Genomic DNA, 20031 nt, shown 5'->3' on the forward strand with positions numbered 1-20031 from the left:
GACGAGAGTTCCGGTTATGAGGCACAGTGCTTTCCGCTTCACGATATCTCCGATTCGAGGTGCGTTGGATAATCCCAGTTCCACGTCGCAGGTAATTGCCGAGAGTAACTAGATCCAGGTTTTTTCAGTTCATAACAGGGCAGCCCCGACGGCCACACAAGATAGGGGACCGTCAGGGCTGGTAAACGAACACAGCAGCGCTATACGTTTACAATTCCACCATACCTGCAACGGTAGCCATATCGTAACTTCGGGGTCTTTTCATCTCCGACTTCACCCTCGGTCGCAATTATGCGGGGCGCGTGAAGTGTGAGTTCACAGTGGCAACCCGAGACGAAGTCGAGGGCGGCTCTCGGATCGGAATGACATCTGTGGGACAGGGACTTCGGTGATCTTGCTGCAGTCTCGGCCGTTCGGCCGGCGAGATCCACGGGCCGTCGTAAACTACATTGCTGCAGCGTCAGCATTGCGTGAAGAATGCGCCGTTTTTCATCAGCTAACACAACTCTCGCTGTCCGGGGCCCGACCCAGAGAGAATCCTAGTAGGCCCAGTTGAAGCGAGGCAGCCCACCTCCGGGGAATGACACCCGGCAGGTGGGCCGATGCGGCTGACCGTGCTACCGACATCAAAAGCCGCAACTCAGCAGTACCACTCAACAGAATTGCTAAACCCGAATCGAATGAAGAATTCGCCAAGACTGAGGCTTTTGCTGAAAGGGGCCACTAGCGGGTGTGCGATCAGCACGCTGGCGGCCCCGGGGTACGCCGAGAACCGAGGCGGAAGCGGCGCACCGTTCGTGGTGCCCGGCCGACAGTTTGGGAGATCGTGTCGGCAGGGCTACGCCATACCCGAGTTCGGAGTCGAATGATGCCGCCAACGAGAAGTTACAGAATGCTTTTTTCGGATACCAGTCTTCGTGGAGTCACAGATACTTGAGCACTGAACTATCCCCAATTCATGCACAGCACATGGGGATAACGGATCCGAGCACGCAACTCTCGAACTGTTTCGCTGCGCAAACATTCGGAAACTTCGTGGGAAAATAACACCCATGTCGTCAGGATTCGCAGCTTGGGTTCGTGACCAGATCGCGGCCCGCGGCTATCAGAGCCCCGAGGAGGCGGCGCGGGCGCTGGGTGTCTATCCATCGCAGATGCTTCAGTGGACTAGGATCGCTCGGTCCCCAACGCCGCAGGTCCTGCGGCGCGTCGCAGCGTTATTCGATGCATCTGTGCAGGAAGTGTTGATCGCCGCTGGGTTCATGGCTGAAGAAGAAAACGTGCCGTTGTCGCCGACAAGAATGTCGCTGCAGCAATTGTCGAACAAGCAGATTCTCGACGAGATTCGACGCCGGACCGCGGGAGACACGGGAGGGCCGCCGATTCCTGTGCGCGTGAACGGAGTTCTTCATACTCCAGATGGCCCGCCCACAGTGTTCGTCAGTAACACCTAGGCGGGCCGTGCACGTCGAGCAGGCAAAGGCGAACGTGCACGAGCGATACTACTTCTCGGGCATGGGGCCGAACCACGATTGGTAGTTGCATACGGTGCTCTTGTATCACGCAGGCACTTCGCCGGCGCATCCATAGTGTCTCTGGCTCGACGTGGCGGCGCGAGCGTTTGGAGAGGCCCACCCCCGGCGAGTGCACAGCCGGAGGGCAGGCCTTGCGCGGCCGAACTGACCACTCAGAATCGCCGCAGCAACGAAATCCTATCCAATTCGCGCCGGCAGTACGCCAGTTTGTGGGTCATTTGACGGGATTCGAATCAACCAACGGGACGGTATGGTTTGATCGCAACACTGGCAATTGTGTCTCTGCTTTGATGTCGAGTTGGTCACGGATTGGAGTATCCGCTTAAGTTATGGCTAAAGTGACGAGGAGGCTGCAGCATCAAGGTAAGTGCCATGAAATTCGATCAGCGGTCCGGTGCGACGGTAGCTCTCCCGCTGTCGAGTTTCTTGACCACTTGGCTGCTGGAGCTTGGAAGGCAGGGCTAGCAGCGGGTGATGACGTTGCAGATCAGATCGATGATGCAGATCGTTTTAAGGCGTTGATGGTGAGGTTCGGCAGCCGCGGTGAGCTAGCAGGTGAACATCAGATCAACGGACTTGGTGGAGGAATCTGGGAGTTCAAGGTCCGAACGAATCGGCTTAGCTTCTTCGACACCGACGGTTCAGGCCAGTACGTCAGCCGTAATCGATTTCGGACTCCCGAGGTGTCGGACAGGCCGAACTCGAAGATCTGGCACATACCGAATCTGGAGCGGCATCTACGCTTGGCCGACGGCTTTCCGAAGCCTGGCACGCGCGCACCAGCCAGTGCTATCGATTGGGCTCGGACGATTCGCAAGGAGGATCTAAGTCATGACAAGTAAATCCACGGCTCCGACCTTCGAAGACCGATATCGGACGCCACAAGGCCAGCAAGGTTTGGCAGCAGCTCTCCTCGGCATGGATGTGGTTGACCTACTGAACGAATGCGCAGAAGCTGCAGACGTTGCAGGAATCAACAAAAAGGGCATCGCAGACCTCATGGGGGTGAGTCAAGCACGGGTCTCCCAGGTGCTTAACGGTGACGGCAACATTACTATTGCCGCGTTGGCAAAGTTTCTGCATGCAATGGGGTTTGAGGCCCGTGTCGGTGCGCATGCGCTTTACGACACCAGGGATTCCGATGGGGTTACATTTCAGACTGAGGACGAAGCGTTAGTTGCTTCCGTCCGTGACGAAGTTGTGCGGTGCGGAAAAGTGCTGTCGTACACGTTACAAGCGAGCGCGGCTCAGCCGCACGAACTTGATCTGTTGGACGGCGAGCCGCGCAAGCGGAGGCAGCTTTCACTATGACCGAAACGCAAACCGTGGACGTGGACACGCTCCTTGAGTTGACCAGTCGCCTATCTCGTAATGACACTCGAATCTATGGGACATTCGGCCGACGTCGTGATGCCGACGAGGATGCCGAGCCTTACGAGGACGATGGGGGCCCCCAGCAGTTTCACATCTCAGCAGCTTCGAACATAGGTGCACGAAGCCTTCTCTTGAGGATCGATGTCGCGACGGAAAACAAATACGGGCAGTTGTCAGTCGATTTAGGGGTTCGGTATGCGTGGGATGCACCGCTAGAGATCGATGAAAACGTCGTAGACGAATTTGTGATGGAGATAGCGTTGCCCGAGGCGGTCACCCACGCGCGATTGCACCTCCGTCAACTCGCCAAGTCGCTTGGGATCAGGTCAGATCCACTACCTGCGCGTGCTTCCTTGCCGCGATTTGCGAATCCACACGCGTAATACTGTCGAAAGCCCCGCCAATTATTTGGGTCGAGTAGGGCATTTCGTTTGGATGGCAGGTCAAATCAGCGCACGTCTCGTCAGGATGAGCCGTACGCATCGGGGCCGACGCATGATTCGATGCGCAGCCGCGGTAGCTCACCGGGCGGCGTCCGACCGTCACGCCTGGTGGCTCTGCGTGCAGATCGCCGATCAGAGCGTGCACGCAATCCTGGTGGCCCGCCCGCATCCACCGGACCGGAACGGACAGGAACGACATGCAACGGCGACCCGCCGATCGATGGTGACGAAGTCAACGGGCCGCCTACATCCCAGACTGCGAGGCCAGGATGCCTGATCGACATTACCAACCCATTACCTATAGTGCTGGGATCGGCGCTTAAACGATTGCCATGATCGTTGCCAGCGCGATGGATGCGATGGTCAGGGCGATCCAGGCCCACTGTTTCTTCTGTGGGCTGGCGGGGATGTTTTGGTTGGTCATCCAGTCTCCGTGTCGGAAATCGCAAGGGAGCGGCCGCCTCCTTCGCCTTCAGGCGAGACGGACCGCAGTACGAACTAAAGTGCTGTCACGCAGAACAGAGGGCTCACCGGATTGGCGCGTGACTGCTGCTCCGGTGAGCCGTGCGCCCGGACCTGGCAAGGAAAGGGCGCTCGGTTATATTACTGTCCCATTACCTGACGATCGTCAGGGGAGTCACAACTGGGATGGTGAAGTGTCTTTCGAACGGTGGCTCGCCATCGCCGCGGTGGTGGCTGGAGTTCTCTGTTTGCCATTCCGGGTCGCAGCGTTGCTCGTCGAGCACAACGAGGGCCGGCGTCGTCTGCTCGATCAGATCGGCATGATGCTCGCGATTCTGTCAGCAGGCTGGATCATTTTGGCGCTGCTGGTCTGAAACGCGTGCGGCATTGAATCGTCATCGGCCTAGTTTGGCGCCATTGACCCGCCGGGTAGGCACTGCGCGGCGTAGTCCAGAGAGCCGTCTGAGTAAATGCCCGTACCTGGTTGATACTCGCTCCAATCGCCACATCCAACCAGGGTTGCCCCGCTTGTTCCCGTATCTCGACCATACGAGTCCTGTGAATTCGGGTAGGGATTCGGGCGACTGTCAACCGGGTTCTGGACAACGGTGGTTGTAATTGGGGTCCACTCCTGAGTCGTGGGCTGAGCGGGAGATTCAACCTGTGGTGTGGTGACGGCCGGCGGCGCCTCGGCCGCTGCAGGAATCTCCCATTCCCAGCCGTGACCTTGCTCGGAGAGACGCAGCGTTGTCGCGCCGACTGGCGCGATAATGGGGACGCTTGACCTCTGTTTCGTACCTGGCTCAAGGAATTTGTAGACGACGTTTGCGTCGACGTCACACCCGGTAGCGATATCGGGATCCTTCACCATGTAACCGTCCGCATCGACAACGCTCCAGTACTGCGTGAGCAACACGCCGTTGGCCTGGGCGTAGCTGAATTCAGGCGCAGTCTCAGCTTCGATATTGAAGCGGACGACCTCGTGGTTCGCCGGCAGCTCCAGAATGCCAGTTGAATATGCCGAGCATGATTCACCGCGAGTGATGGAGGTGATCGTGAATCGAACGTCGCACGTTTCTCTGCCGGCACCTTCAACGCACCCTGCGGCCGCCTCTTCGCCGATCGCCTTCTTGCGAATAGGGCTGGCTTCGGTTGTCGGACTCGTGGATTGAACGGCCGAGTCTTGAGGCTGTTCGGATTCGGTAGAGACCGACGCTCCACATCCGGTAGTGAAGAAGCTCAGCGAGAGTGCCGCAGCGACGACGATCTTTGATCTCATTGATCTAGGAGACCAGACGCGCATTCGATTTGAGTAATGATTCGGCAAAGAGCGCTCCGAATCACATCCCAGCTACTCCGAGCGGAAACGGCTGGACCCGCACCGGGCTAGGCTGCGGACGTGTGGAGAGCAGTGTGGTGGACCTCAGGCGTGGCCGCATTGGCTTTTGTTGCGTGGGTAGGGTCCTCGTGGTCTATGTCTGAGGTGTCTTTGTCGTGCGCGAAGACCGGCGAAAGTCAGTCTTCCTTTCGGTGTGATGACCGTATCGTCCATGCATTGGGGATGTGGCCGCTGTTCGGGTTGGGACTGTTGCTAACGGCACCGCCGATGGCGGCGGCATTGGCAGCTCGAATGTGCGTCTCCTGGTTAGCGGTCGCTGCGCTCGTTAGTCTGTCGATCATCGGGCTTGCGAACTGGTCCTCTTACTGGGGATTGCTCGCATTCGCCGCACCCTTGGCGATCCTCGGATTGCTTGCAGCCGTTTGGCAACAAGTCGGCCCACAACCAGGATCGCGGCACATCAAATCTGCTGCAGCAGCGTGACGGTGCCGAAGAAACCAGTTGCTTCGGTTAGGGCTTAGTCAGGCATGGTCTAGTCAAGTTCCGCGGGCGGATAGTCCCCGTAGACGCCACGATCATGACCCTGCAGATATGCGGTGTTTTGGTTTATTGCCCTGGCGAGCAGTTCTTTGCGTTGCTGCTTGGCGAGCTTGTGTCCTTCACGGTTGATGTCGATGAAGGTTTTCGCGAACGTCCCTATTAACACGATGGCGATTATTGTGGCGAAGACAAACAGGATTGTGAGCCAGTTCGCGGCGATCGCAAGGAGCACGTTCTTGATGAGGACGAGCGCGATGAGTGCGGCTACGAAACCGACGACAACCTTCATGATGCCCCTTTCATTTCGTGATGTATTCCGCGAAGTATTTGGTGTCTACGTCGCAGTCATATGGTTTGGTGCGTCGACCTTTGTCGCTACTGAGTTGCATGCTCCGATACATGGCGTCCGCGCGTTCTTTGGATGTCGCGTTTTCGTCCCCCAGGATGTCTAACGCTTCTTGCATCTCGAGGTATCCGGGTGTGAGTTCCGCGAACCCAGCGCATTGTTGTGCGCGGATTTCTTCGGCGCTGGGTCCTGCTGGTTCGGATGAACATCCGCTCGCAAGTAGTGCCACTCCAATGGCCGCGACCGCGGCGAAGGTCTTCTTCATGCCTGAATCAAACCAGACGGACCGGTCGTAACGGATATGTGTCGGACCCCTGCTTGAGTGCTAAACGCGCTTCGGTACGCAGTAAGTACGCAGCATGTTTGAAACCAGCCAATCGAGCCAAGCGTACAAAGACGAATCATGTTGAGCTACAACGGTTCGTAAATGTTCCCAATTTTGTCAATTCTGGCAAATGTCGAGAAGAGCAAACTTAAAATCCGTCAAGTGTCGGTTCGAGTCCGACTGGGGGCACCACGTAGATCCTCCTGCACATTGAATCGAAAAACCCCGCTCGTCCTCTTCGGGCGGGCGGGGCTTTCCGTGGAGCAGCGACTGACCACCAAGTGGCTACTGAGCCCAGACGGTCGTCCCTGCAGGAGCATTCAGCGTGTTGACGAGATCGATGCCGGCTACGACAGCCGCGCCGCCGCCGCCGAGGATCGTTCCGGCGACACCGCCGATTCCGGCGCCTGTTGCGAGGCCACCCAGGCACAGTGCCGCGGCGACGGGGAGTCCGACGATGGTCAAGCCCAGCGGAGCGCCGACAGCGCAACCGATTCCGGCGCCGACGATGGTGCCGAGCAGGCTGCCGACCTGAGTGCCGAGGCCGAGTTGGCTCTGGAAGTGCGCAATCGCCCGATCATTCTCCTCGGGCGAGGCGACGGGCGTCCATTCCTTTGCCGCAGGCGCACTCTCGGGTCGAGGTGTTGCCTTCGCAGAATCGGTGATCGGTGTCAGCGTGAGGGTCTTACCGTCTTCACTGATCGTGCGATCGAAGGGGAACTGTAGATCCCCGAGGTTGTATGCGAGAGGCAGGAAAACAAGGTCGGCTCCCTTGCTGTCCTGCAAGACGACGGACTTGCCGTCGCCGGACACCTTGAACAACCCGGCGTCGATGGTGGTGACGATCGACTTGTCGACGACCTTCGCTTCGTAATTCACGTCGGTCGACGGATCAGCTGATGCGATCCCTGTTGATGCTCCGACTGCAGCGACCGCTAGAGCAGTCACAGCCGCCTTCTTGAAGAAACCCATAGTTCAACCCCGTGTTCGCCTGCGTGTGCTCGCAGAAACTCGACAACTTCGGACATTGGTAAACCCCCGACAAAGCCTTCGTATTAAAGCAGACCGAAGTGACGGAAGGGATAGTTGCGCTCGGGCCGACCGGAAGCGGCCGGTGTAATCGAATGTGCAGCGGGCAGTATCAAGTTGTCGAACATGTGTGCGAAAATGTGGAGATGCGGTTGACCGAGCAATCCCCGGACTGCTGCCCCAACGGACACCGGCTCACGGCGAACACATGCCTTGTCGGTTGGGAGGTCTGCGGGTGTGCCTCGACGGAGAATGGCGGACACAGGACCCATTACTGCAGGCGATGTGGTGAAACTGTCCGGACGCCGGAGTGTGTCGGCGTGGATCCGCAGAAAAGTCGGTGGAGTTGAAGTGCTGTTACGTTGTGTTTCAAAGAGATTCGCGAGAGCCTCACCCGGCGGATCGGTGCCGGGTGAGGCTTGTGGATCAGGTAGGCGGGGCGACGGGTGCGTCGCTGCTTCCTCCCGAGCTCCCGCTCGACGAGCCGGTGCCGAACAGTAGGCCGAAGAAGCCGGAGATTGCGCCGAAGAAATCGAACATGGGCGAGCCTTTCGCGAGGACGAATGCGGTCACGACAAGTGGCCGACTTGTGGTGGTGTTCAGAGAAGTTCCGTCGACATTGACGGCAAAGGCGTCGGACGAAGGCCGACTGCCGGATGAAATGTACGATTCGTCCCCGTTTGATACAAGTCTTTCCCGAGTAACAGTTACTTGAGGCTTAAATTATCGGGGGTGCCTGCCTGATCTGGGGTGCCCTGCCTGCTTGGGTGGGGCAACCAGGCAGGGCAGTGGTTGGCCGTCCCTCTCAATACCGACCTACGGCGAACCATCGGCGTTGAAACTACCCACAGTTCGTGACGTGCGCCACTTACGTACCGGTACCTTCGTTAGCCGAGGTCGGACGTTGCGGCGAAGGCGGTCGTCGACGTCCCCGCGGGGATGTGGTTCATCGAGAAATCGCGGTCCCGATCAGGGTTGACGACGCTTGCCAACAGGAGCATGGCGGCGACAAAGAGAACTCCTGCGGCGAGGTAGGCGATTCTCACGGGCAGGCGCGGGCGTCGATCTGAATTCGTGGACATTCACGTTCTCCATCGGTGCATGTTGGACGAACGCCTAGTTTAACGATCAACTAATGAAAGGGTGCGAACAGTGACGCAAGATACGAAAAGGCCCTCGATCTCGGGGGAAATCGAGGGCCTTTCCGGTCGAACGTCGGCGTCGCCAAGCACATAGCGTCACCGACCCACTATCGGTGTCGAGCGTGACCCCTCATGTCCGACCCCACTTCTCGACACTATCCAGTAACTTGCGACATTGTGGATGATTCGGACATTGTCATTCGGATGGGGGAGATCCCGTCCGCAGCCCCTACTTTCGTCCGGCAGCCCATTTCATTCCCCAGTTGTAGGCCCGATCGAGATCGGACTGACTGCCGTTGATGTACTGCACTTCGCGCGTCACCGTCACGCCTTGACCTGAACTCTGGATGAGAGCGATCGCGCACAGTCGCTCCTGGTTGCTGGCGGAGTCGAGTCGCACTTCCACCTCCGGCCCGTTGGTGGGATACAAGGTGACGACGCCGTCCACCGCCGCCCAGTTGGGAGCGCCGTCGTAGATCATCGCGAAGATCAGGATTCGCCGGAAAGCGCTTGGGTCACCAAGATTGACGTGCATGTTCTCGCCGCCGGTGTTCGCACCACTGCGGTCGTCGCCGTCGAGGGAGATGTAGGGCGGAGAAGTCAGTGAACCGAAACTGTTACCCAAGGCCTGAACTACTCCCTTGGACCCGTCGGCAAGTTCGTAGAGGCATCCGAGGTCCAGGTCGACCGCACCAGAGCCTGCGCCGGCGAGCTTGGCGAGAAAACCGGTCTTCTTCGGTGGTGCCCCCTGTGACCAGTTGAGGTTCACGCGCATATTGCCTTGTCGTTCACCCGCCTTCGCGAGGTTGACCGTCGGTGCCGATTTGGTGAGCGTGATCTTGCTCAGGCTGACCGGTGCTTGCGACGGAGTGGACTCGCCGGAACGTCGGGTGTAGTCGATTGCCATCGTGATAGTCCTTGTCTGAACTCGAATGAGTCCGATCGTGTTACCCGTCGAGGAATCTCCACCGACGTGATCGGCGATCTCCGGCCATTGTCCCTCATGTCTGATTTCAACCCATGGGCATCAAACTTGCGGCGCCAACTTGCGGCAGACCAGCAGTTTGCTGATTACTGTGTCTGTGGGCAGACGCGACTCCGAAATAGGGTGGACGCACTGGTTGACACGGCAACGTCCAATTACGGAAGAATTGCTGAGTCGGACGTCCGATTCAATTGCGTCGTGGGAGCGGGAGGTAAGTGATGCCAGTCCTGTCGCTTCGGCAACCCCGCCAGAGACAAAGACTGACGCCCGCCCAACGTGATGACGTAACTCGTGAGCAGATAGCCGTCACCTTCGGCGTGCTGCCATGGGCCGCTGCCGTCCACCTCGTCGTCACACTCGGGCTGACGTTGTATGTAATTCCCCCGGACGGCGGACCGCTGCCGCGTGTGTGGCCATTGCTGTCCGGCGTGATCGGGTTGGTGGGGATGTGCGTGGGTCTCGCCATTCATTTCAACCTGATCACACCCACGTACCGGATGTCCTACGCGTTTCTCATCGTCGAATTTGCTGTAGTCGGGATCCTGTATTCCTCGCTCGCCCTGGTCCTGTACCCGATCCTGGACGATTCCGGCGATCTGATCCTGATAGCGGTCACCACATCGATCACCGGTGCCGGAGCCGTGGCCACCGCGATGTTGCGAGTGGTGGGGGTCACCTGGGTCCTGTCCAATCTGATAATCCTCGGGGTGGCATTCTGGCTTCAGCCGGGACCCGAGTTCGAACGAATTCTCATTGGAATGATCGCCTATGGCGCGGCTCTGATCGGCGGCACGATAGTGGTCTCGGGCAACCTGGAATCTCGCTATCGAGCTGAATTGAGCGCCGCGTCGGAACGATCGGTCGTGCAGATGCTTCTCGAAGACTTCGAAGGCAACGCCGGGGACTTCGTGTGGGAGACGGACCAGAAAGGCAAGTTCAACCGAATCCCGACGCGGCTCGCGGTCGAAGCGGGGCTGGACTCCACCGAGTTGCAGGGAACGGCGTGGCAGGACCTGTTCATGGAGTTGGGCACCCTACGGATCCCCGGCGGGATCGATGCGCTCATGGAGTTGCAGCAGGCCCGCCACACGAAGACCGCATTCGTCGACGTGCTCGTTCCGGTCCGAGTTCACGGTGAAATTCGGTGGTGGCAGATCTCCGGACGCCCGCGCCCCGGCCGTACACCCGACGAGTTCGTCTGGCGAGGAGTCGGTTCCGACGTCACGGAAGTAAAACTGCAGAGTGACGAGATCGTGCGGATGGGTCGTGTGGACGCACTCACCGGTATGCCGAACCGGCACAGCTTCTGGACCGAGCTCGAGCGACTGCTGCGCGAGCCGTACACAAGCGAAAGTGGTCTCGCGTTGGCCATGCTCGACCTCGACAACTTCAAGTCGGTCAACGACACACTGGGACACACCGTTGGCGACGCGGTTCTGCGAGAGGTCGCGGATCGCCTGTCCGAAGCCGGCGGGGTGTCACAGTTGTTCGCACGTCTGGGGGGAGACGAGTTCGCGGTTCTTTTCACCGATGTGGGTGACAGCTCACAAGTTCGTACTCTGCTCGGCCGCTACATCGAAACTCTGCACGAGCCGATCACAGTGGCTGGTACGCGGTTGGAGATCGGATGCAGCATCGGGTACTACCTCCCCGACGAGCTGCCGTCCTCCGCCGACGAGATGATGGGCGCTGCGGACCTGGCCTTGTTCGCGGCAAAGGAATCCGGGCGCGGGGCCGTACGTGAATATCGAGACTCGATGAAGTCCGTGGCCGATCGGCGGGCCCGCCTGCTCGAAGATCTGGGAAACACTGTCGCGGAGAAGGACCTCGAACTCAAGCTGTTGCCCAGGATCGACGTGGTTTCCCGCGAGATCGTGGCCGTGGAAGTCCGCGTGATCTGGCACAACGCCCGCCTCGGTGCCGTTACGTCCGCCGAATTCATGAGCGTCGCAGACGACACCGGTTTGGCGTACTCACTGGGGACTACCGTCTTCGAGTTGGCCTGCGAGGCGGCGTCCCGCCTTCCTGATCACCTGCGGGTAGCCGTCGCGGTATCGACGCGTCAGCTCGAATCGGATTCCTTTGTCGTCGCGATAGGGGATTCGCTTCGACGATCAGGTGTCAGTGCACATCAGCTCGAGCTCCAACTCAACGAATCATCGGCGATCACCGACGAGTCCAAGTTTGCGTTGCACGCCATCGCGGACATGGGAATCGCGCTGACCGTGGACGAGTTCGGCGCCGGATTCTCCTCGCTCGCATCACTGTCCGGCCTTCCGTTCACCCGAGTCCGGATAGAGCGCTCCATTTCGGGTGCAGTGCCTGGTGGACGGTCGATCCTCGAAGCTGTCGTGGATCTGGTCGACGCGTTGGGAATGGAGGTCGTCGTCTCGGGAGTCGACGGTGAGGAAGACTTGAAGTCCGTGGCCGCTGCAAGGGTGAGGACTGTTCAGGGATACATCGCCGGCGGAGCCATGTCGGTCGACGCGGTCGCAGCGGCGGTAGCAGGCCGACGTGGGTGACCCGGCAGTACTCCGTAGGCGTCGCGTCGGGACGTCGGTGCGCAAACTCGGTCGCAGCGCCACGGAACAACACCTCTCGGATTACGATCGCCGTCGCCTACTCGATCGACGACTGCGGTTCACCGCGCGCGTACTGCCGTGGTCGTTTCTGACCGCGGCGGTTGCCTTGTCAGCGATCGTGGTGCTTCTGCCGGTGGATGCCGGATGGTTCACCTTCGCCTGGTCGAGCGTCATGCTGTTGTCGAGCGCTGGATTCAGTGTGTATTGGCTCCGGCGCTCGCGTCTCGGCGTCTCCGAGTCCCAGACCACCGAACTGGTGGTACTCACAGTCGAAATCATTGTCTGGGGAGTGCTCCTGGCGTGCTTGGCTCTCGTTCTCTTCCCGATGCTCGATCCTCGTGACGAGTTGGTACTGAGCTCGACCTTGATCGGTGGGATCGCGGTCGGCGTGTTTCCCACCATGATGTTTCGCGGAATCACTGTGGTCTGGATCAGCCTGGTGGGAGTCGGGTTGGCCGGGGCGTTCTGGACGGAACCGGGCACATCGCGTTTCGTGCTGATCGGGGTGCTGGTCGTCTTTGTAGGTTCGCTCTACAGCGGAACTTTGCTGTTGGCCAAACTTTTCGAGAGACGGCTACGCGCCGAACTCATAGCCGAGGACGAACGAGATCTCGTCGAGTTGTTGCTCAACGATCTCGAAGACGGAGCACAGGATTGGCTCTGGGAGACCGATTCGCGCGGTATCGCCAGTACCGTGTCGTATCGATTCGCCGAGCAGGTCGGTTTGCCGGCAGCACAGATTCGGGGCCGCACAATGCACGAGATCCTGATCGGGATCGGCGCGTCCCGAACAGATGTGGGCAGGAAGTCCCTTGATCTCCTCGCCGCGAATTTTCAAGCCGGGACGGCGTTTCGGGACCTCACCATGCAGGTCGTCGTTCGGGGCGATACTCGCTGGTGGTCGATGTCAGGTCACCCGGGCAGTGGCGATGGGGCGACCTACGGGTGGCGCGGTGTCGGATCCGATATCACGCACTCGTATCACCAGCGCCAGAACATCTTGCGATTGGCAGAGATCGATTCGTTGACCGGGCTCAGAAATCGGTACAGCTTCAACGCTCAACTGTCTTCGCGGATTCGGGACGGACACAGGGTGTGGCTGGCAATTCTGGATCTGGACAACTTCAAGTCGATCAACGACCGGTTGGGACACCACATCGGAGACGACGTGCTTCGCGATGTTGCCGGCAGACTGCACAGCGTTCTGCGATCGAACGAGATCTGTGGCCGACTGGGGGGTGACGAGTTCGCCATCGCCTTCGACGACGTAGCCTTTGACGACATCGGGAGTGCAGATGAGGTGGAGAAGAGATTCCAAACGATTCTCGACTCATTCGAACGACCATTTTCACTGGTCGGCAACCAGATTCGCATTCGTGCCAGTCTGGGGTACGGCTCGATGCCCGACGACGCCGACAGCCTCGAAGACCTGGTGATTGTCGCGGACCTCGCGCTTTACCACGCAAAGGAGAGCGGTCGGAACCAGATTCGCGCCTTCGATGCGACTTTGCGGGATCGTGCGACGGGTAGGGCCAGGGCATTGTTGGATCTTCGTCGTGCGTTGATCGACGAAGAGTTCGAGTTGGTTTATCAGCCACAGGTCTCGGCCGCGACGGGAGTTGTCGTCGGGTTCGAGGCTCTGCTGCGGTGGAACCATCCGACTTCAGGTCTCGTCTCGCCGGGAGACTTCATTTCGGTCGCCGAGGAAACCGGCTTGATCGTGCCGATCGGTGCAGGTGTTCTGAGGGCTGCCTGCACGGCGGCGACAACGTGGCCGGAGGACATTCGGGTTGCCGTCAACGTTTCTCAGGTGCAACTGCGTTCGAGTCGATACGTCGACTCGGTACGCCGGACACTGATCGAGGTGAACCTCCACCCCAGCCGACTCGAGATCGAGGTGACCGAATCGTTGGTCATCGACGACGCCGACCGAGATGTGTTGGTACAGCTCTCGGCGCTCGGCATCGCCATTGCGATGGACGACTTCGGCACCGGGTTCTCCTCGGTTGCCAGCTTGGCCCGGCTGCCGCTCGATCGGTTGAAGATCGATCGGGCGTTCGTCGCACCGCTGGACGCGGATCCCTCGAATTCGAGGTTCGCTGTCTTGCGAGCCGTCATCGCGATTGCCAAGTCTCTGGGGCTGGACACCGTCGCCGAGGGCGTGGAGACGGAGAGGCAGCGCGCGATAGTGACCGAGTGCGGATGTGACGTGATCCAGGGGTACCTCGAGGGAATGCCGATACGGGCAGCCGAGATTCCGCACTATTTGAATGGGCGACTCGGCGGTTCGAGCAGGTGGGGTGTCGCGGCTACCACTGAGTGAGAACTTTGCGCCCGTTTTGCCGTTCGATGTGTGACGGTACGCCGAAGTGCTTCACATCGAACTGCAGAAGGGTGTCTTCGTGGTGGTCGGATCGGCGTACTCCCCAGGGCCGATGTTGGTGGGTAAGAAGGCAGTGGTCACAGGCGGTTCCCAGGGAATCGGCGCAGCGATTGTTCGAGCATTTGCATCGCATGGCGCGTCAGTTCTGGTTGTCGACGTGGCTCCTCTTGGCGACGTCGAATTCGACTTGGCTGCAGGTGGTTCGATCAACTATCTCGAGTACGACGTGCGGACGCGGGAAGTCCCCGTCGCGTTGACCGAGTTCGCCCCGGACGTCCTTGTGAACAATGTGGGTCATTTCCTGAACCCGCCGACAGAGTTCACCGGTACGGATCCAGGTTTCTGGTCCGAGGCCGGCAGCATCAATTTCGATCACGTCGTGCGTCTGACCCATGCCCTGCTTCCCGGCATGATCGACCGCGGTTTGGGTGGATCGATCGTGAACCTGACGACGGTGGAGGCGCATCGAGCGATCCCGGGCCACACGATGTACTCGGCATACAAGGCCGCGCTGACACAGTTCACCAGAAGCCTTGGTGTGGAGATCGGTCGAACCGGAGTGCGCGTCAACGCCATTGCCCCGGATCTGATCGAGTCGGTACAGGTGCCGTATCGCACGATCGTTCCTGCCGACGACTGGGACAAGTGGCCGGGGTGGGCACCGTTGGGCGGACCGGGCCAGCCGGTCGACATTGCCGGCCCCGCACTGTTCCTGGCTTCCGACCTGGCGAGATACATCACCGGAACCGTGATCCACGTCGACGGCGGCTCGCACGCTGCCGGAGGCTGGTTCCCCACAGAAGAGGGTGGCTGGACCAACCGGCCCCGAAAGGCTTGACACATGACAACTTTCAGTCTGAACGTTCCCAACTTCGGCACCACTCTCGCGGAGGACTCCTACGCGAAACTCGTGCAGGTCTGTCAGAACGCGGAAGCTGCCGGCTTCGACCGGGTCCTCGTCACCGATCACGTGGTGATGGGCTCGGACAACTCGGCGTACACGTGGTCGGCGTTCCCCACCGAGCCCGACGCCAACTGGCTCGAGCCGCTGACCGTCCTGGCTTTTGTTGCCGGACAGACGAAGACAATTCGCTTGGGGACCGGAATCGTCATCGCGGCGCTGCGCGGGGGAGCGGTACTGGCCAAGACGGCCGCGACACTCGATCTGCTCTCCGGGGGCCGACTCGACCTGGGCGTCGGAACCGGTTGGCAGGAACGTGAATACGAGGCGGCAGGTATGGACTTCGGTAAAAGGGGACCACTGCTCGACGACGCTCTCGCAGTGTGCCGGGCCCTGTGGAGTTCGGCGCCGGCGAGCATCGACACCCCTCGTCTGAAGTTCGACGACGTGTACTGCGCGCCCCGTCCGGCCGCTGGAATCCCGATCTGGGTGTCCGGTTCGCTCTCCAAGGCCGTTGTACGACGCGTCGCAACCTGGGGTGACGGGTGGATTCCGATCATGGGTGCCGCGGACGACGACCTACGTGAAGGGATCGACGTCATCGGCAAAGCGATGGCGGATCTCGGACGCGATCCAGCGGAATTGCAGGTCCGTGGGCGACTGACCGTCGTACGCGGGTCCGACGGTTCGATCGACCTCCCGGCGACGATGATCGGCGCCGAGCAGCTGCTCGAATCCGGTGCCACCGATGTGCTGGTTGCGCTGGCAGCAGTAGATCCGGATCCGGATGCGGCGATGGCAGAGTTCGGCGAGCTGGTGTCGGCCTTCGCAAAGGTGACCCGCTGACGATTGCGTCGAGGCGGTAGTTCTATCGTGCGAAGTGTTGTAGTGCAGCCTGATCGAGGAGAGAACACATGACCGAGAGCATCGTCGTGGATACGAGCCTGGAAGCGTTGCTCGACGCCCGGATCAGCTGCCGCGCCTACGAGGACCGTCAGGTGCCACGTGAGGTGATCGAGGAGATCCTTCGGCTGGCGCAGAAGACGCCGTCGTGGTGCAACACGCAACCGTGGCAGGTCGCGATCACCGAAGGGGAGGGCACCGAGCGATTCCGCGCCGGCCTCGGTGAGTACGTGATGGCCAACGCCCAGGAGTCGGACTTCGAGTTCCCGCGCGCGTACCAGGGCATCTACAAGTCGCGTCGGTTCGACTGCGCGATGGCGCTGTATTCGAGCGTCGGAATCGAGCACGGTGACCGCGCCGGATCCGCGGCACAGACGATGAAGAATTTCGAGCTCTTCGGCGCTCCTCACGTCGCGATCATCACCACTGACGAGGCATTGGGCACCTACGGCGCAGTCGACTGCGGGTTGTACGTGAACAGCTTCCTGCTCGCGGCCCAGAGTCTGGGGGTCGCCACGATCCCGCAGGCGGCGCTCGCGGGCAGCTCCAAGTTCATTCACGAGCATTTCGGTATCGACGACACTCGCAAGGTTGTCTGCGCGATCTCGTTCGGATACCCCGACGCCGACCACCCGGTGAACGGATTCCGCACCGAACGCGAAACCGTCGACAACGTCGTGCAGTGGATGTCGAACTGACAGGGATGTCGAACTGATCACCTGCTGGTCGGGGGATTGAGTGTTGCGTAGTTCCACCTGAAAGACTGGTGGCATGTCCGACACACCCGAACTGTTCGATCGTCTGCGCCGATTCCCCGATGTCGAGGCACCCAATCTCTTTGCCGTCGATGCGGCTGATCGTCTGATCCTCGACGAGGCCGCCGACGCTCTCGCCGCGGCACCGGCGGGCACCGTCGTCGTGATCGGCGATCACTACGGTGCGCTGACTACCGGTGTTGCGCTCGTGCACGGAATCGCCGGCGTGCGCGTTCACCAGGATCCGCTCACCGGAGAGTTGGCCCTCGCGAACAATGCGCGCGAACTCGGATTCAGTGACGCCTTCACCTCGCACGGACTGGACGAGGAGTTGCTCAGCGGCGCCCGCGTCGTGCTCATGCAATTGCCGCGTAGCCTCGCCGAACTTGCCGAGATCGCTCAGCTGATCGCGCTCCACGCCGACCCGGCGGTTCGTGTCTTCGCCGGTGGGCGTGACAAGCACATCACCCCGGCGATGAACAAGGTTCTCGGCGAATCGTTTTCCGACGTCAGCGCCTCGCGTGGACGGCAGAAGTCCCGCGTACTCAAGGCTTCGGAACCGAAGGCCGAGGTTGCTATCACGTTCCCGATGACCGAACGCCTCGACGAATTCGACCTCGACGTCGTTGCTCACGGCGCCGTGTTTGCCGGTGCGAGCCTGGACATCGGCACCCGGTTGCTCCTGGAGAACCTCGGAAAGATTGCGGTCGATCCGCTGAGTGACGTGATCGACCTGGGTTGTGGCAGCGGTATTCTCGCGGCGGCGATCGCGCGGAAGTTCCCGGACGTGCACGTGATCGCAACGGATCAGTCCTCGGCAGCCGTCGCTTCGGCTCTGGCGACCGCGTCCGCAAATGGCGTCGGCGATCGAGTGAGCGGCCTGCGCGACGACGCCGTGAGTTCGTTGCCCAGTGCGAGCGCGGATCTGGTTCTGTTGAACCCGCCGTTCCACGTCGGCGCGGCGGTCCACACCGGCGGAGCACTCAAGATGTTCGAAGCTGCCGGCCGTGTCCTGCGTCCCGGTGGCGAGTTGTGGACTGTTCACAACGCGCATCTGGGGTATCGCGAACCGTTGAAAGCCGCGGTGGGTCCGAGCGAGGCGATGGCGAAGAACGCGAAGTTCATCGTGATGAAGTCGATCAAACCGTCCTAGTATCGAAAAGGGACGAGTGTCGACGAGTGTTGATCTTCCGGAAATGCGCCGGGAACTACAACCGAAGCTTCGACGTTGTAAATTACGAGTGCTTTACTTTTAGTCAGGTACACGGACCGTGTCGGAAACTCGGATCCGTCCGGCGAACCCGCGACGCACCCGTCGTAGGCCACCACGATGAAGGGATGATCACGGTGCGCACCACCAGCAACCCGGTGTTCCGCAATCTGCCCAAGCAAGAGGGCAACGGATACGCCTCGTTCGGATCTGCGACGGCGGGCGCCTCGCAGGCAACCCAGCAGTTCGGTCAGCCGCAGTACGCTCCGGCCGAGCCGTACCAGACCGGTCCCACCTCGCGGGCCATGACGATCGACGACGTCGTCACCAAGACGGGCATCACGCTCGGTGTGCTGACGATCTCGGCACTGGTGTCGTACTTCCTGGTCAACAACAACGCCGACCTCGCAGCCCCGCTGGTCATCGGCGGCGGTCTCGTCGGCCTCGTTCTGGTTCTGGTCGCGACGTTCGGTCGCAAAATGGACAACCCGGCAATCGTGTTGGCGTACGCCGCGGCCGAGGGCCTGTTCCTCGGTGCGCTGTCGTTCATGTTCACCTTCCAACTCCAAGGCGCTGACGCGTCGATGCTGATTGCGCAGGCGGTCCTCGGAACCTTCGGCGTGTTCTTCGGCATGTTGGTCGTCTACAAGACCGGTGCGATTCGGGTGACACCTCGTCTGACGCGAATGATCATCGGTGCGTTGATCGGTGTTGTCGTTCTGGCGCTCGGTAACCTCGTCGCGAGCTTCTTCACCGAGGGCGGACTGGGACTGCGTGACGGTGGAACCGTCGCCATCATCTTCAGCCTCGTCTGCATCGGCATCGCAGCCTTCAGCTTCCTGCTCGACTTCGACGCCGCTGATCAGCTGATCCGCGCACAGGCGCCCGAGAAGGCAGCCTGGGGCGTCGCATTCGGCCTCACCGTCACCTTGGTCTGGCTGTACGTCGAGATCCTGCGTCTGCTGAGCTACTTCAACAACGACTAGTTCTCGAGTCGATCCGTAACACGAAGAAGGGCCCCGCGAGGGGCCCTTCTTTTGTCGTCTGTGGACGGTTACGGTGCTTGGATACCTAGCAACTGCTTGGTTTGGAACGAAGGGGAGCGAATGTCGACAAACACCTCTGAACCCATCCTGGTCGCGGATGCCGGAGCAGTGCGAACGCTGACCTTCAATAATCCGAGTCGCCTGAACGCATTTGATGCAGCCGGTTTTCGAGCGTTCACCAAGGCGCTCGACGACGCGGCGTCGGACGATGCCGTGGCCGTGGTGATCGTCGAGGGCGCAGGCAAGGCATTTTCCAGTGGTGTCGACCTACGGGCACTGGCCGAACCAGACACGGACAATGCCGACTTCGGCCACGCATTCGCGCCGCTCATCGTTGCGCTGGTGGAGTTCCCGAAGCCTTTGATCGCCGCGGTGCACGGCGCCGCCGTCGGCATCGGGCTGACCATGCTGCTCTACTGCGACGTCGTCTACGTTGCCGAGGACGCACGTCTGCGTGCACCGTTCACTTCGCTGGGTACCGCTCCCGAAGCTGCCAGTAGTTGGTTGCTGCCCAAGGTGATCGGAACGCAGCGAGCCGCCGAGCTGATCCTGTCGGCCCGGTGGCTCAGCGGCGTCGAAGCTGCCGCCTACGGACTGGCGACAGCCGCCGTGCCGGCCGACCAGGTACAGGCACGCGCCCGCGAGAGTGCCGAGCAGATTGCCGCCAACGTCGGACCGGCAGTCCTTGCCGCCAAACGACTGCTCCGTCACGGATGGGCGGACGAAGCTCA

At 60.5% G+C, this 20031-nt stretch carries 18 protein-coding genes; 12 read left to right on the forward strand and 6 right to left on the reverse strand.

What is annotated here, in order from left to right; all coding sequences use genetic code 11:
• Positions 1-1052 precede the first annotated feature (1052 nt).
• The 3 genes from YH3_RS20750 to YH3_RS20770 all read left to right on the forward strand — a co-directional run bounded on the left by YH3_RS20750 (position 1053) and on the right by YH3_RS20770 (position 4188).
• The gene (locus YH3_RS20750; RefSeq protein ID WP_064443997.1) at positions 1053-1454 is read left to right on the forward strand and encodes a helix-turn-helix transcriptional regulator; all 402 of its coding nucleotides are present in this window, start codon (positions 1053-1055) and stop codon (positions 1452-1454) included.
• 912 nt (positions 1455-2366) lie between these two features.
• Positions 2367-2846, forward strand: coding sequence for a helix-turn-helix transcriptional regulator (locus YH3_RS20760; RefSeq protein ID WP_154100321.1), 480 nt, complete (start codon positions 2367-2369; stop codon positions 2844-2846).
• A 1162-nt stretch (positions 2847-4008) separates the two neighbouring features.
• Entirely contained in the window at positions 4009-4188 is a 180-nt protein-coding gene (locus YH3_RS20770) for a hypothetical protein (RefSeq protein WP_064444001.1), read from the forward strand.
• A gap of 29 nt (positions 4189-4217) precedes the next feature.
• Here YH3_RS20770 and YH3_RS20775 read toward each other — a convergent pair whose 3' ends face one another.
• Complete coding sequence (locus YH3_RS20775) at positions 4218-5093, reverse strand: hypothetical protein (RefSeq protein WP_064444002.1); 876 nt, start codon at positions 5091-5093, stop codon at positions 4218-4220.
• A 276-nt stretch (positions 5094-5369) separates the two neighbouring features.
• Here YH3_RS20775 and YH3_RS36775 point away from each other — a divergent pair, with 276 nt between their 5' ends.
• Positions 5370-5636: an ABC transporter permease gene (locus tag YH3_RS36775; protein ID WP_238592664.1), complete on the forward strand. Its 267-nt coding sequence runs from the start codon at positions 5370-5372 to the stop codon at positions 5634-5636.
• 49 nt (positions 5637-5685) lie between these two features.
• Here YH3_RS36775 and YH3_RS20785 read toward each other — a convergent pair whose 3' ends face one another.
• The 5 genes from YH3_RS20785 to YH3_RS20810 form a co-directional block, all read right to left on the reverse strand.
• Positions 5686-5982 (reverse strand): hypothetical protein, encoded by a 297-nt coding sequence (locus YH3_RS20785; protein WP_064444004.1) that lies wholly within the window; start codon positions 5980-5982, stop codon positions 5686-5688.
• A gap of 10 nt (positions 5983-5992) precedes the next feature.
• Positions 5993-6304, reverse strand: coding sequence for a hypothetical protein (locus YH3_RS20790; protein WP_064444005.1), 312 nt, complete (start codon positions 6302-6304; stop codon positions 5993-5995).
• A 345-nt stretch (positions 6305-6649) separates the two neighbouring features.
• Positions 6650-7336, reverse strand: coding sequence for a hypothetical protein (locus YH3_RS20795; RefSeq protein ID WP_064444006.1), 687 nt, complete (start codon positions 7334-7336; stop codon positions 6650-6652).
• 944 nt (positions 7337-8280) lie between these two features.
• Positions 8281-8475: a hypothetical protein gene (locus YH3_RS20805; RefSeq protein WP_064444008.1), complete on the reverse strand. Its 195-nt coding sequence runs from the start codon at positions 8473-8475 to the stop codon at positions 8281-8283.
• A 289-nt stretch (positions 8476-8764) separates the two neighbouring features.
• Positions 8765-9442 carry a tellurium resistance protein TerA gene (locus tag YH3_RS20810; RefSeq protein WP_007728823.1) on the reverse strand — a complete coding sequence of 226 codons (678 nt, stop codon included), beginning with the start codon at positions 9440-9442 and terminating at the stop codon, positions 8765-8767.
• Positions 9443-9738: 296 nt separating this feature from the next.
• Here YH3_RS20810 and YH3_RS20815 point away from each other — a divergent pair, with 296 nt between their 5' ends.
• The 8 genes from YH3_RS20815 to YH3_RS35010 all read left to right on the forward strand — a co-directional run.
• Positions 9739-12042, forward strand: coding sequence for a bifunctional diguanylate cyclase/phosphodiesterase (locus YH3_RS20815; protein WP_238592666.1), 2304 nt, complete (start codon positions 9739-9741; stop codon positions 12040-12042).
• Positions 12035-14425, forward strand: coding sequence for a bifunctional diguanylate cyclase/phosphodiesterase (locus YH3_RS20820; protein ID WP_082920625.1), 2391 nt, complete (start codon positions 12035-12037; stop codon positions 14423-14425). Before YH3_RS20815 ends, YH3_RS20820 begins: the two co-directional genes overlap by 8 nt.
• A gap of 46 nt (positions 14426-14471) precedes the next feature.
• A complete protein-coding gene (locus YH3_RS20825; RefSeq protein ID WP_064444010.1) occupies positions 14472-15323 on the forward strand; it encodes an SDR family NAD(P)-dependent oxidoreductase in 852 nt (283 codons plus the stop codon).
• A gap of 3 nt (positions 15324-15326) precedes the next feature.
• Complete coding sequence (locus YH3_RS20830) at positions 15327-16232, forward strand: TIGR03619 family F420-dependent LLM class oxidoreductase (protein WP_050657062.1); 906 nt, start codon at positions 15327-15329, stop codon at positions 16230-16232.
• A 68-nt stretch (positions 16233-16300) separates the two neighbouring features.
• On the forward strand, positions 16301-16987 hold the full coding sequence (locus YH3_RS20835) for a nitroreductase (RefSeq protein ID WP_003943290.1): 687 nt from the start codon (positions 16301-16303) through the stop codon (positions 16985-16987).
• 73 nt (positions 16988-17060) lie between these two features.
• Positions 17061-18197, forward strand: a complete 1137-nt coding sequence (locus YH3_RS20840) for a class I SAM-dependent methyltransferase (protein WP_064444011.1) — start codon at positions 17061-17063, stop codon at positions 18195-18197.
• 194 nt (positions 18198-18391) lie between these two features.
• Positions 18392-19240, forward strand: a complete 849-nt coding sequence (locus YH3_RS20845; RefSeq protein ID WP_020970268.1) for a Bax inhibitor-1/YccA family protein — start codon at positions 18392-18394, stop codon at positions 19238-19240.
• A 120-nt stretch (positions 19241-19360) separates the two neighbouring features.
• Positions 19361-20031: enoyl-CoA hydratase/isomerase family protein (locus tag YH3_RS35010; protein ID WP_082920645.1), on the forward strand; the 671-nt coding region annotated here is incomplete at its 3' end.

Source organism: Rhodococcus sp. YH3-3, assembly GCF_001653035.1.
Lineage (GTDB): Bacteria > Actinomycetota > Actinomycetes > Mycobacteriales > Mycobacteriaceae > Rhodococcus_F > Rhodococcus_F qingshengii.